The organism is Streptomyces gilvosporeus, assembly GCF_002082195.1.
Lineage (GTDB): Bacteria > Actinomycetota > Actinomycetes > Streptomycetales > Streptomycetaceae > Streptomyces > Streptomyces gilvosporeus.
On record NZ_CP020569.1, the window covers coordinates 2904032 to 2916968 of the forward strand.

Annotated in this window: 12 protein-coding genes; 5 read left to right on the top strand and 7 right to left on the bottom strand. The window is 72.7% G+C overall.

Going from position 1 to position 12937, the window contains the following annotated elements; all coding sequences use genetic code 11:
• Nucleotides 1-53 precede the first annotated feature (53 nt).
• From B1H19_RS12750 to B1H19_RS12770, 5 genes are all read right to left on the bottom strand, one after another.
• Nucleotides 54-3257, bottom strand: a complete 3204-nt coding sequence (locus tag B1H19_RS12750) for an efflux RND transporter permease subunit (protein ID WP_083104837.1) — start codon at nucleotides 3255-3257, stop codon at nucleotides 54-56.
• 183 nt (nucleotides 3258-3440) lie between these two features.
• Nucleotides 3441-4130, bottom strand: coding sequence for a response regulator (locus tag B1H19_RS12755; protein ID WP_083104839.1), 690 nt, complete (start codon nucleotides 4128-4130; stop codon nucleotides 3441-3443).
• A complete protein-coding gene (locus tag B1H19_RS12760) occupies nucleotides 4127-5446 on the bottom strand; it encodes a sensor histidine kinase (RefSeq protein WP_083104842.1) in 1320 nt (439 codons plus the stop codon). The genes B1H19_RS12755 and B1H19_RS12760 overlap by 4 nt, the downstream gene beginning before the upstream one ends.
• Nucleotides 5447-5532: 86 nt before the next feature.
• A complete protein-coding gene (gene pspAA, locus B1H19_RS12765; RefSeq protein WP_083104845.1) occupies nucleotides 5533-5811 on the bottom strand; it encodes a PspA-associated protein PspAA in 279 nt (92 codons plus the stop codon).
• Nucleotides 5812-5901: 90 nt separating this feature from the next.
• Nucleotides 5902-6687 (bottom strand): PspA/IM30 family protein, encoded by a 786-nt coding sequence (locus B1H19_RS12770; RefSeq protein ID WP_083104847.1) that lies wholly within the window; start codon nucleotides 6685-6687, stop codon nucleotides 5902-5904.
• 304 nt (nucleotides 6688-6991) lie between these two features.
• Here B1H19_RS12770 and B1H19_RS12775 point away from each other — a divergent pair, with 304 nt between their 5' ends.
• Nucleotides 6992-7600, top strand: a complete 609-nt coding sequence (locus tag B1H19_RS12775) for a DUF3043 domain-containing protein (protein WP_083104849.1) — start codon at nucleotides 6992-6994, stop codon at nucleotides 7598-7600.
• A gap of 84 nt (nucleotides 7601-7684) precedes the next feature.
• Here the strand turns inward: B1H19_RS12775 and B1H19_RS12780 are convergent, their stop codons facing one another.
• Complete coding sequence (locus B1H19_RS12780) at nucleotides 7685-7900, bottom strand: hypothetical protein (RefSeq protein WP_083104851.1); 216 nt, start codon at nucleotides 7898-7900, stop codon at nucleotides 7685-7687.
• A gap of 205 nt (nucleotides 7901-8105) precedes the next feature.
• On the opposite strand from B1H19_RS12780, the gene B1H19_RS12785 reads away from it, so the two are divergent.
• From B1H19_RS12785 to B1H19_RS38625, 4 genes are all read left to right on the top strand, one after another.
• On the top strand, nucleotides 8106-9359 hold the full coding sequence (locus B1H19_RS12785) for a bifunctional adenosylcobinamide kinase/adenosylcobinamide-phosphate guanylyltransferase (RefSeq protein WP_083104853.1): 1254 nt from the start codon (nucleotides 8106-8108) through the stop codon (nucleotides 9357-9359).
• 85 nt (nucleotides 9360-9444) lie between these two features.
• Nucleotides 9445-10041 carry a hypothetical protein gene (locus tag B1H19_RS12790; RefSeq protein ID WP_083104855.1) on the top strand — a complete coding sequence of 199 codons (597 nt, stop codon included), beginning with the start codon at nucleotides 9445-9447 and terminating at the stop codon, nucleotides 10039-10041.
• A gap of 10 nt (nucleotides 10042-10051) precedes the next feature.
• Nucleotides 10052-11098: a nicotinate-nucleotide--dimethylbenzimidazole phosphoribosyltransferase gene (gene cobT / locus B1H19_RS12795; RefSeq protein ID WP_083104857.1), complete on the top strand. Its 1047-nt coding sequence runs from the start codon at nucleotides 10052-10054 to the stop codon at nucleotides 11096-11098.
• Between the two features lie 359 nt (nucleotides 11099-11457).
• Nucleotides 11458-12162 carry a hypothetical protein gene (locus B1H19_RS38625; RefSeq protein ID WP_159028042.1) on the top strand — a complete coding sequence of 235 codons (705 nt, stop codon included), beginning with the start codon at nucleotides 11458-11460 and terminating at the stop codon, nucleotides 12160-12162.
• On the opposite strand, the gene B1H19_RS12805 is transcribed toward B1H19_RS38625, so the two are convergent.
• Nucleotides 12137-12874: a hypothetical protein gene (locus B1H19_RS12805; RefSeq protein WP_083104859.1), complete on the bottom strand. Its 738-nt coding sequence runs from the start codon at nucleotides 12872-12874 to the stop codon at nucleotides 12137-12139. The two genes, B1H19_RS38625 and B1H19_RS12805, sit on opposite strands and share 26 nt — an antisense overlap.
• Nucleotides 12875-12937 lie beyond the last annotated feature (63 nt).

Genomic DNA, 12937 nt, shown 5'->3' on the forward strand with positions numbered 1-12937 from the left:
GGGGGCTTCCTGGAGTGGTGTCGCCGGGTGGGATCGGACCCGGACCGGTGGGATCAGACCCCGGCCGGCTCCGGTGTCCGCTCCTCGGGCCGATCCGCCGGGGCGCCGGACTTCCCGGCGCGCTTGGCGGCCTTCTTCTTCGCCCGGCGCTCCTTGCGGAGTTCGATGATCGCGTAGAGCGTCGGGACGAGGAGGAGGGTCAGCAGGGTGGAGCTGATCAGGCCGCCGATGACGACCACCGCGAGCGGCTGGGAGATGAAACCGCTGTTGCCGGTGAGGGACAGGGCCATCGGGACCAGCGCCATGATCGTGGCCAGGGCCGTCATCAGGATGGGACGCAGTCGGTGGCGGCCGCCCTCGATGACGGCCTCCACGACCCCGTAGCCCTGGGCGCGGTACTGGTTGATCAGGTCGATCAGCACGATGGCGTTGGTGACCACGATGCCGATCAGCATCAGCATGCCGATCATCGCCGGGACGCCCAGCGGGGTGCCGGTGGCGACCAGCATGCCGATCGCGCCGGTGGCCGCGAAGGGTATGGAGATCAGCAGGATCAGCGGCTGCACGATGGAGCGGAAGGTGCCCACCAGCAGCATGAAGACGATGGCTATCGCGGCCAGCATGGCCAGGCCGAGGGAGCCGAAGGCGTCGGACTGGTCCTGCGAGACACCGCCGATCTTCGCGGTGGCGCCGTCCGGGAGCTTCAGGGCGTCGATTTTGCTCTGGAGCTTGGCGCTGACCGCGCCGGTGTTGTCACCGGTCGGCTTGGCGGTGATGGTCGCCGAGCGGGCGCCGTCGATCCGGGTCATCTGGACCGGGCCGGGGGCCGTCTTGACGGTGGCGAGGGTGGAGAGCTTGACCATGCCGGACGGGGTCGGCACGGCCAGGTTCTTCAGCTGCGCCTCGGTGGTGGCCGGGTGGGCCGACTTGATCACGACATCGCGCTCGGTGTCGTCCAGGATGGCCTTGCTCTGGCTGGTGGTGCCGCGGACCGCCTGGGCGACCACGCCGCCGAGGGTGGCCTGGTTGTAACCGGCCGCCGCCGCCTTGGCGTTGGGCGTGACGGAGATCCGCGGCACGCTCTGCGCAAGGTCGCTCTGGACGTCGGTGACGTCGTGGAGCGAGGCGACCGCCTTACGGACCTGCTCGCTGGCCTTCTTCAGGACGTCGGCGTCGCCGGCCTTGACGACCACGCTCAGGTTCTGGTTGCCGAAGCCGCCGCCGCCCGCGGTGACGGTGGTGTCGCCGACGGACTTCCCGAGCTTGTCGAGCCCGGAGCGCAGGGCGTCGGTGACCTTCGCGGAGTCGTCGGAGCTCTTGAGCTTGACCTGGTAGGTGGCCTGGTTGGCGCCGCTGCCGCCGCCGAAGGCCGCCATGAAGCCGGAGGAGCCGACGGTGACCTGGTAGTCGGCGACGCCGTCGGTGTCCGCGAGGAGCTTTTCGACCTTCTTGGCCTGGGCGTCGGAGGCGGACAGGCTCGTACCGGGTGCGAGCTCCTGCTTGACGGTCAGGGTGTCCTGGTCGCTCTGGTCGAAGAAGTTGGTCTTCAGCAGCGGGCCCATGCCGAAGGTGCCGATGAGGAGGGCGACGGCGATGAGCAGGCTGGTCACCCGGCGGCGGGTGGCGAAGCGCAGGACGGGGACGTAGAGGCGCTGGAGCGGGCTGCGGGTCTCCTTCTCCTCGGCCCGGCGGCGGAGTTCGTCCGCGGTGGTGCCTTCCGGGATCTTGGGGGCGCGCAGGAACCAGTACGACAGCACGGGGACGACCGTCAGCGAGACGATCAGGGACGAGAGCAGCGCCACCGTCACCGTGATCGAGAACGATCCGAAGAGGGCGCCGACCATCCCGCCGACCACGCCGATGGGCAGGAAGACCGCGACGGTGGTCAGGGTGGAGGAGGTGATCGCGCCGGAGACCTCCTTGACGGCCGTGAGGATGGCCTCGCGGCGCTCCTCGCCGTAGCCCAGGTGCCGTTTGATGTTCTCCAGGACGACGATCGAGTCGTCGACGACGCGGCCGATCGCGATGGTCAGCGCGCCGAGGGTGAGCATGTTCAGGGAGAGGTCGCCCGTCCACAGCACGATCAGCGTGATGACGACGGACAGCGGGATGGAGACCGCGGTGACCAGCGTCGAGCGCAGGCTGAGGAGGAAGAGCAGGATCACGACCACGGCCATGACCAGGCCGAGCAGGCCCTCGGTGGTCAGCGAATCGATCGACTTGGAGACCGCCGGGCCCTGGTCGGAGACGACGGTGACCTCGGCGCCCTTGCCCAGGTTCTGCCGGATCGAGGGCAGCTTGTCCTTGACCGCGTCGGAGATGGCGACCGCGCTGCCGTCCTGGTCCATCGTCAGGGTCAGGGCGAGGCTGGGCCTGCCGTTGGTGCGGGTGATCGAGGTCGGGGTGGCAGAGGTCTCCTTGACCGTGGCCACATCGCCCAGGCGCACCGGCTCGGCGGCGTGACCGCCGGGCGCGGCGCCCTGACCTCCGCCCTGGCCCCCGCCGGGGGCGGCACCCGGGGTGACCCGCAGGTCCCGGATCTGCTGCACGGAGGTGTAGCCCGTACCGACCTGGACGGTGCGGCTCTTGCCGTCCTCCGAGAAGGAGCCGGCCGGCACCGAGGCGCCGCCGGCGTCCAGCGCCTGGCCGAGCGCGGAGGCGCTGAGCCCGGCGGCGGCGAGCTTCTTGTCATCCGGGGTGACGGCGACGATCCGGTCCGTGACACCGCCGACGGTGACCTGGCCGACGCCGTCGATGTCCTTCAGGCCCGGGACGACGCTGCGGTTGAGCTGGTCGGCGAGGGTCTGCTGGTCCTTGGTGGTGGAGGAGACGGCCAGCACGACGGCGGGCATGTCGTCCGTACCGCCCGCGATCACCTGCGGGTCGACGTCCTTGGGCAGCTTCGCGCGGGCGCGGTTGACCGCCTGCTGGACGTCGGCGACCAGGGTCTTGGTGTCGTTGCCGTAGTCGAACTGCGCCATGACGACGCCCGAGCCCTCGCTCGACGTCGAGGTGACGCTCTTGATGCCGTCGACCGTCTGGATGCCGTCTTCGAGGGGCTCGATCACCTGCTTCTCGACGACATCGGGCGAGGCGCCCTGGTACGGCGCCATCACGGACACCATCGGCAGGTCGATGGAGGGCAGGAGCTGCTGTTTGAGCTGCGGGATCGCGATCGCGCCGAAGGCGATCGCGACGATCGACATCAGCGCTATCAGGCCCCGTTGTACGAGGCTGAGTCGGGACAGCCAGGACATGGGTGCGGTCTCTCTTCTGTACAGAAAAGTGCGGAGGGTCAGCGGGGCCACCTCGGGCCCACATAAACCTTCCGCCATGCCCTGGCCGGTTTTCCTCGCTCGCAGGTCGGTTTCGGGGGCCCGGCCCTACCGCGTTCGGAGTAGGCGGTCTCCACCCTCACTGCACCCGTGGGCGTACGAGGCTCACTGCACCCGTGGGCGTACGAGTCCCGACTCGTAGGCGATGACCACCAGCTGGGCGCGGTCGCGGGCGCCGAGCTTGGCCATCGCCCGGTTGACATGCGTTTTCACGGTCAGCGGGCTGACCTCCAGCCGCTCGGCGATCTCGTCGTTGGACAGCCCGCCGGCCACCAGGACCAGCACCTCGCGCTCGCGTCCGGTCAGCGTCGCCAGCCGCTCCGCGCCCCGGCCGACCGGGGTGTCCTCGTCGTCCGAACTGCCGCCCTGGGCAAGGAACTTGACGATCAGCCCCTTGGTCGCGACGGGCGAGAGCAGCGCCTCCCCGGCGGCCGCGATGCGGATCGCCCCCAGCATGTCGTCCGGCTCGGCGCCCTTGCCCAGAAAGCCGCTGGCCCCGGCCCGCAGCGACTGCACCACATAGTCGTCGACCTCGAAGGTCGTCAGGATGACCACCTTGACGTGGGTGAGTTCCGGGTCCTGGCTGATCATGCGGGTGGCGGCCAGCCCGTCCGTCCCGGGCATCCGGATGTCCATCAGGACGACGTCGGCGCCGGTCGTGCGCGTCAGCTCGTACGCCTGGGCGCCGTCGGACGCCTCCCCCACCACCTCCATGTCGGGCTCGGAGTCGACCAGGATCCGAAAGGCGCTGCGCAGCAGCATCTGGTCGTCGGCGAGCAGCACCTTGATGGTCATGACGTCTCCCCCGGCGTGGTCTCGTATGCGGTCGTGGCGTCCGTGCCCGCGGCGGTCAGCGGGAGGGTGACCCGGACCTGGAAGCCGCCCGGCGCACGGGGGCCGGTGGCGATCGTGCCGCGCAGCGCGAAGACCCGCTCGCGCATCCCGATCAGACCGTGGCCGCCGCCGTCGGGGACGGCCGGCGGGCCGTCGTCGAGCCGGCCGCCGTCGTCCTGGACCGTCACCGTCAGCGCGGCCTCGGTGCGGATGATCCGTACGGTGGCGCGGGCCCCGTCGCCGGCGTGCTTGCGGACGTTGGTGAGCGCCTCCTGGACCACGCGGTAGGCGGTGAGGTCGACGGAAGCGGGCAGGGCCTGCGGCGCGGGCGGGGCCTGGAGGTCGACGGGGAGTCCGGCGCGGACGAAGCCGTCGACGAGCTGGTCGAGGACGCCCAGGCCCGGGGCCGGTTCGGTGGGGGCTTTCGGATCGTCGGACTGGCGCAGCAGGCCGACCGTGGCGCGCAGTTCCGTAAGCGCCGAGCGGGACGCCTCGCGGACATGGGCCAGGGCCTGTTTGGCCTGGTCGGGCCGGTTGTCCATGACATGGGAGGCGACCCCGGCCTGGACGTTGACCAGCGCGATGTGGTGGGCGACGACATCGTGCAGCTCGCGGGCGATGCGCATCCGCTCCTCGGCGACGCGGCGGCGGGCCTCCTCCTCGCGGGTGCGCTCGGCGCGTTCGGCGCGCTCGCGGATGGCGTCGACATAGGCCCGGCGGCTGCGGACGGCATCGCCCGCGGCAGCGGCCATCCCCGTCCAGGCGAAGATCGCCAGGTTCTGCTGGGCGTACCAGGGGTGTTCGCCGAAGAGCATCGAGGCGGCGGTGAGCACGACGACGGTCAGCGCGCCGACGCGCCAGGTGGTGGGCCGGTCCGTACGGGAGGCGACGGTGAACAGGGCCACGACGGCGGAGAAGGCGACGGGGGCGCGCGGGTCGCTGGAGCGGACGATCAGCTCGACGACGGTGAGCGCACCGGTGGCGGCCAGGACCGTGCGGGGAAAACGGCGGCGGGCGATGAGCGTGGTGCAGGCCAGTGCGGCCAGCACGACGGTGGTGGCGGACAGCTCGCGGACGCCGAAGCGGGGGCCGTGCGCGGCGTGCGGATCGACCACCGCACCGCACAGCGTCGCCGCGAAGACCACTGCGGCCAAGGCGGCGTCGAAGGCGAGCGGATGCGACCGGTGCCAGCGGAAACGGCCCGTACGCACCGCGTCGGGCACGACGTCCGGCACGGTGCCCGCTGCTGGTGCGGGTACGGCGTCGAGGGAGGTCACAAGAGAAAACGGTAGCGCCCCGGTCTCCTGGGGGAGCCGGGGCGGGTGCCGCTGTGCGCTGGAGTGGAAGCCGGTGCCGGCCGCGGTCAGCCGGGGATGAGGCCGTCGTCGCTGAGCATCTCGCGTACCTCGTCCAGCGTCGCGTCGCCGGACGGCAGGATCAGTTCGGACGGTTCGAGGGAATCGTCCGGCAGCGGTGTGCCCAGCCGCCGGACGGCGTCGAGCAGGGCGCCGAGGGTGCGGTGGAAACCGTCCTCGTCGCCGCTCTCCATTTCTTCGAGCAGTTCGTCGTCCAGTTTGTTGAGCTCGATGAAGTGGCTGTCATCCAGCTTCACCTGGCCCTCCCCCATGATCCGTACGATCACGACGGTCTCCCTCGGTCCGGCGGCTGTGGCGACGGTCCCCGCGCAGCGGCCCCGTGCCGGGGTCCCTGCGAGGCTAACCGCCGCCGGCCGTCACTGCTTGTCGAAACGCGGCTGGTCCTGCTGCGGGGCCGGCTGGGCCTGCCCGCCCTGGCCGCTCTCGATGGCCTGCTGTCCGGCCGACGAGCCGCCCGCCAACTCGGCCTTCATCCGCTGGAGCTCCAGCTCGACGTCGCTGCCGCCGGAGAGCCGGTCCAGCTCGGCGGTGATGTCGTCCTTGGCCATGCCGGACGGGTCGTCCAGCGCACCGGACGCCATCAGCTCGTCGATGGCACCGGCGCGGGCCTGCATCTGCGCCGTCTTGTCCTCCGCCCGCTGAATGGCCAGACCGACGTCGCCCATCTCCTCCGAGATACCGGAGAACGACTCGGCGATCCGGGTCTGCGCCTGGGCGGCGGTGTACGTGGCCTTGATCGTCTCCTTCTTCGTACGGAAGGCGTCGACCTTGGCCTGGAGGCGCTGGGCGGCGAGGGTGAGCTTCTCCTCCTCGCCCTGCAGCGTCTGATGCTGCGTCTCCAGGTCGGTGACCTGCTGCTGCAACGCGGCGCGACGGGAGAGCGCCTCGCGGGCGAGGTCCTCCCGGCCGAGCGCGAGCGCCTTGCGGCCCTGGTCCTCCAGCTTGGAGGACTGGCCCTGGAGCTGGTTGAGCTGCAACTCCAGTCGTTTGCGGGAGGTCGCCACGTCGGCGACGCCGCGGCGTACCTTCTGGAGCAGCTCCAGCTGCTTCTGGTACGAGTAGTCGAGGGTCTCGCGCGGGTCCTCGGCCCGGTCCAGGGCCTTGTTGGCCTTCGCGCGGAAGATCATCCCCATCCGCTTCATGACACCATCGCCGCTCATGGGCCTCGCGCGCCCCCTTCTGACCGAGTGATATCGGGCTTAGGCTCCAGCACATCTACAGACCCCACACTACGGGCCCTGGTTCCATTACCGCACTGTCCGGAGCCCGATGCGCTCCTCCTCCAGGACGATCAGGAGCCCGGCTTCTCCCGCCCAGGGAGTAGGGCGGACGCTTGCGGCCCGGTCCGAGGGGTCGGCGTGGGCCCGGGGCGGCTTCCCGCCGCTGTTGCCGGATCGTTCCCCGTCCGACCCTGGCCCAATCCCGGCCAGCACGTACCCTGGCACTGTGTTCCGAAGCCGTTCGAAGGATCAGCAGGCCGCGACCGCCAAGGTGACCGCGGACCAGCCCCAGCAGCCCCGCGACCCGCAGGCCCCCAAGGGCCGCCCCACGCCCAAGCGCAGCGATTCCCAGTCGCAGCGCCGCAGCCGTGCGCAGACGCCCGCCAACCGCAAGGACGCGGTACGGGCCCAGCGCGAGGCCCGGCGCACGGACCTGGCCCGCCAGCGCGAGGCCATGGCGAGCGGCGATGAGCGCTATCTGCCGGTGCGCGACAAGGGACCGGTGCGCCGGTTCGCCCGTGACTACATCGACTCGCGCTGGTGCGTCGCGGAGTTCTTCCTGCCGATGGCCGTGGTGATCCTGGTGCTCACCATGATCCGGGTGCGGGGCGTCCAGGACCTCGCGCTGCTGCTCTGGTTCGTGATCATCGTGCTGATGGTGCTGGACTCGGCCGTCATCTGGTTCCGCCTGGGCAAGCTGCTGCCGGAGCGCTTCCCGAAGGAGAACCTCAAGGGCGTCAAGGCGTACGCGATCATGCGCACCCTTCAGGTGCGGCGGCTGCGGCTGCCCAAGCCGCAGGTCAAGCGGGGCGAGCGGCCCCAGGGCAAGCCCTAGCGCCGCGGGCGTGCTCCTTCGACTACCGGGCCGGGTCCGATGCGGACCCGGCCCGCGGTCGTGGCGACCGCCCGGCCGCGGGGCTCAGCCCTCCTCGGCCCCGTGCAGGCTCATCGGGGCCGGGTAGACCTCACCGCCGTCCTCGAAGAGCCGGACCTGGTCGACGCCACCGTCCAGCAGCGCCTTCCACTCCTCGCCGATCCAGGACTCGGCATCCCCCTGTGTGGTGAACTCCTCCGGTTCCACCGCGGGCGTCGCGCTCGTGCCGTCGGCCTTCTCGAACTGCCACGTCCACACCATGTCCGCCTCCTGGCTCCCACCGAATACGTCTTGCCACGTCGTGCGTCTGTGCTGATCCGCAGCCTATAGCCGTGGCCGGAGCATGCCCGGGCCGTTGGCCGAAACCACCAACGGCTCCGGCCCCGGCCCATCCCGACGCACGGGAACGGGCGTGTCTCCGGTCCCCCCGCGCGCTGCGCGCCGCTCCAGGGGAGAAAATCGCCAGGTGGAACTCACTCTCCTCGGCACCGGCGCCCCCGCGGGCCTGCCGCGCCCCGACTGCCCGTGTGCCGCCTGTGCGGCCGCCGTCGGCGACGAGGCGCGGGCGGCGACCGCGCTGCTCATCGACGGCGCGCTGCTGATCGATCTGACGCCGGGCCCGGCGTTCGCGGCCGCCCGCGCGGGCACGTCGCTGGCCGGGGTGCGCCAGGTGCTGCTGTCGCATCCGCACGACGGGCCCGCGCTGGAGGTGCCGGCGGGGCTGCCGACGCCGGGCCGGGTCGCCGACGGGCGGGAGCTGGCGCTGCTGGACGGCCACCGGGTGAAGGCGATCGCCGTGGACATCCCCGGTACCGGGTACGAGATCACCGGCACCGAGGGCGAGCGGCTGCTGTATCTGCCGCCGGGCGGCGCGCCGGCCGGACTGGACAACGGCCACGGCCACGGCCAGGGGGGCGGCCCGTACGACATGGTGCTGCTGGACGTCCTGGAGCGGCCGGACGGACTGGCGCGGCTGCGGGCCACCGGGGCGGTGGACGCGGCGACGGACGTGGTCGCCGTCCATATCGACCACGGTGCGCCGCCGGGGCCCGAGCTGCACCGCAGGCTCGCGGCGGCGGGCGCGCGGACCGTGCCGGACGGGGCCTCGCTGGTGGTCGGCGAGTATCACGCGGTGCCCGATCTGCCGCGCCGGACGCTGGTGCTGGGCGGCGCGCGCAGCGGGAAGTCGGCCGAGGCGGAGCGACGGCTGGCCTCCTTCCCCGACGTGGTGTACGTGGCCACCGGGGGGACGCGGGAGGGCGATACGGAGTGGGCGGAGCGGATCTCGCTGCACCGGGAGCGGCGCCCGGCGACCTGGCGCACCGTCGAGACCTGCGATCTGGTGCCGCTGCTGGAGACCGGCGGGCCGGACCACGCGGCCCCGGCGGAGCCGGGCGAGCTGTCCCCGCTGCTCATCGACTGTCTGGCGCTGTGGCTGACGGGGGTGATGGACGAGGTCGGGGCGTGGGACGACGAGAAGTGGGCGGCGAGCGGCCGGCGGGCGCTGCGGGAGCGGACCGACGCACTGGTCGCGGCGGTGCGGGCGGCGCGGCGTCCGGTGGTGGCGGTGAGCAACGAGGTCGGCTCCGGCGTCGTCCCGGCGACCGCGGCGGGCCGTCGCTTCCGGGACGAACTGGGGCGGCTGAACGCCGCGTTCGGGGCGGAGTGCGAACAGGTCGTGCTGGTGGTGGCCGGGCAGGCGGTTGCGCTGCGCGGCTGACGGCGGGGCGGCCGCGCGGCTGACCGGTGCGCCGCCCGGCCCGTGTCCGCTTGCCCCCGCGCGCGGCACCGGGTCCTCTGGGGGCGTGCACGCGCCGCCGTATCGCCTTCCCGGCCGCTGCGCCCGCCATGAGACGGGCGCGCGGGGGCTGTTCGACGCGGCCGTACGGTCCTATGTGGCGCGGCGCCCGCAGGCCACGGTGGTCGCGCTCGGCGAGGGGCTGGGCACCGGCTTCTGGCGGCTGGACAACGGGCGGCTGACCTGGCTGACCGTGGCGTCCCCGGATCTCGCCGCGGTGCGCCGGATGCTGCTCCCGGACGGCCCGCGCCGCCGTACCGTCGCCTGCGCCCCGGCCGGCCCCGGCTGGCTGGATGCCGTACCGGATCCCGGCAGCGGGGTCGTCGTCACGGCGCCCGGCGTGCTGCGGCGGCTGTCGCCGGCGGCCGGGCGGGCGCTGCTCGCGGCCTGCGCGGCGCGCTTCGGCGACGGTGCGCTGGTCTTCGACGCGTCCTCCCGCCGGGCGGCCGCCCTGGTGGCGGGCGCGCACCCGCTGATCGCGTCGGTGCGCGAGGTGGCTCCCCGTCAGGGACGCGGCGGCCGCTTCCGGACGCCGTGGACACCACTGGTGTACGAGCTCCGCTTTGCCCTCAACCCCGGCGCACGCGGGCCGACCAGCCGGTAATCTGCGCCCAATGAGCAGCCTGAACCTCGATGACTTCGCCCATCTGATCGAGCGCCCCGACGGCGCCGCGCGCCGTGACGCCGAGGAACGGCGGGCCCGGCTGGCCGTGGCGCCGGAGGCGCTGGGGCGGCTGGACGAACTGGGCGGGTGGCTGGCCGCGGCGCAACGGCAGGTGCCGGTGCGGCGTATCGAGCGGCCGCGGGCGGTGGTGTTCGCGGGCGACCACGGGGTGGCGGAGCTGGGGGTTTCGGCGCGGCCGGAAGGCGGGACCCGGGACCTGGTGCGGGCGGTGCTGGACGGTGCGAGCCCGGCGGCGGTGCTGGCGCGGACCGCCGGGGTGCCGCTGCGGATCGTCGACATGGCGGTGGACTGCGATCCCGAGGAGCTGCCGGAGGACGTCACCCGGCACCGGGTGCGGCGCGGCTCGGGCCGGATCGACGTCGAGGACGCGCTGAGCGCCGAGGAGGCCGAGGCGGCGTTCCGGGCCGGGATGGCGGTCGCGGACGAGGAGGCGGACGCCGGGACGGATCTGGTGGTGCTGGGCGATCTGAGCGTCGGCGGGACGACGGCCGCGAGCACGCTGATCGCCGCGCTGTGCGGGACGGACGCCTCGGTGGTCACGGGGCGCGGCGGGGCGCGTATCGACGATCTGACGTGGATGCGCAAATGCGCGGCGATCCGCGATGCGCTGCGGCGGGCCCGGCCGGTGCTCGGCGACCAACTGGAGCTGCTGGCGACGGTCGGCGGCGCGGATCTGACCGCGATCACCGGCTTTCTGCTCCAGAGCGCGGTGCGCCGGACGCCGGTGATCCTGGACGGGGTGGTCTCGGCGGCCTGTGCGCTGGTGGCGCAGCGGGTGGCGTTCCGGGCGCCGGACTGGTGGCTGGCCGGGCAGGCGAGCGGCGAGCCGGCGCAGGCCAAGGCGCTGGACCGGATCGCGCTGACCCCGCTGCTCGACCACGGCGTCACGGCGGGCGAGGGCACGGGCGCGCTGCTGGCGCTGCCGCTGGTGCAGGCGGCGGCGGCCCTGGCGGCGGAGCTTCCGGTCCGCGACTGACCGCGGGGCGGCGCGCGGGACCCGTCCGCGCGGCCCCCGGGGCCCGGCACCCGGCGCCGGACGAGGTGAAGATCACGTGGCGCCCGCTCAACTCGGCGGTGCGCCGCCACGTCTACGGGGATGGCACGCGGCCGGTCGCGGGCCGCGGTGCCGCGCCGACCACGCCCACCGCTCGGTATCTGTCCCACGGGGGTGGCAACGGCATGGCGCGCTCGCGCTCCGACGAAATACCGCAAATACCGCCTTGTCGGGGAAGTGCGGGCCATGCTCGTCGACAACAGCGCCGTCGCGCAGTGCGTCGATCCCACCCCGGGCCCGCCGCAGCGGTGCCGCCGTCAGCAGCACCTGGAGAACAGTCGATGACCGAGCCGGCCCTGCGTCGCGCCGCGCGTGCCGAGTGGGGCCCGCTCCTGCGGACGGGGTGGTCCGCGCTGGCGGCGAAGAAGCTGCGGGCGATCCCGCTGACGCTCACCGCGGTGTGCCTGACGCTGGCCCTCCAGGTCATACAGAACCAGCCGTGGGGCTATCAGCCGGTGCAGAACATCGGCTCCGTACAGGCCTATGAGCACATCTGGCTGGCGCTGCTGCGCACTCCCCTGTCGGTGTTCGTGCCGGCGCCGGACCTGCCGGTGTGGGGCGCGCTGGTGCAGATCCTGATCGTCTTCGGGCTGGCCGAGATCTGCGTGGGCTGGCGGCAGATGTTCGCGGTGGCCTATCTGGCCACGCTCGCCGGGACCATGTACGCGCGGCTCGGCCTGTGGATCGGCCCCGAGTCGCCCATCGGGCTGCCGGACGCGGACAAGTTCGTCGTCGACACCGGCCCGTCGGCCGCCGTGGTGGGCCTGGCGATCTATGTGAGCTGGCGCTACCGGGCCTGGCTGACCTGCTCGCTGGTGGTGGCCTCGATGGTCTTCGAGGTGCTGTTCATCAAGAGCAACCTGGCGGGCAAGGAGCACATCGCGGCGGTGCTGGCGGTGCTCGCGGTGTGCGTGGTGTGCGAGTTGTGGCGGCCGGGCGCACCGCGCGCTGCCCGGCGGGTCAGCGGCTGGGGAAACCCCCGATGACGTGCTCGACCCGGCGGCGCAGGGCCGACCAGCGGCGGTCGTGCCGGTAGGCGCGGACGGTGGCGCGGGCCCTGGCCTTGGGGCGGTTGCGGTAGAAGCGCCGGGCCCAGGGCGAGTTGGGGCGGGCCAGCCGGACGGCGCCGAAGAGCGCCACGAAGGGGATGAAGACCCCGACGACGGCGAGCCGGCCCTTGCCCTTGACCAGGGAGATCACCGCGAAGAGAAAGTTGATCGCCACGGTCCGTACGACCTGGAAGCGGTCCTGGGTCTCGGCGGGGCTGAGCTCGTTGACGCCGAACGGCAGGAACCCGGCGAGGACCAGTCCGACCAACGCGACCGTGAGGATGACGATCTCGACGCTCTTGGTGCCCTCCTCGCTCCAGTACACGTCGTCCAGGTGGAGGATCAGCGCGAACTCGTCCAGGACCAGACCGACTCCGATGCCGAAGAGCACCGCCGCCAGTCCCGCGCCGAAGCCCCCGCGGCCGACCGCCAGGGCGATGAAGCCGCCGACGACCAGCAGGACGACACCGGGGACGACGTGGTGGACATGCAGCCCGCCGGACGCGATGTTGCGGAACGGGCCCCGGCCTGCGCGGATGAGCCGGGTGATGACCCGGGTGACCAGAAAGGTCAGGACGAACGAGGCGAGGGCGAGCAGCAGCGGGAGCTTCCCCGGTTCCACGATGTTGCGGTACCACCAGTGGCCCATCGCACGCCCACCTTTCGCTCCCGTGTGCCGGGTGAGGGCCGCCGCGCGGGGGCGATGTACGGA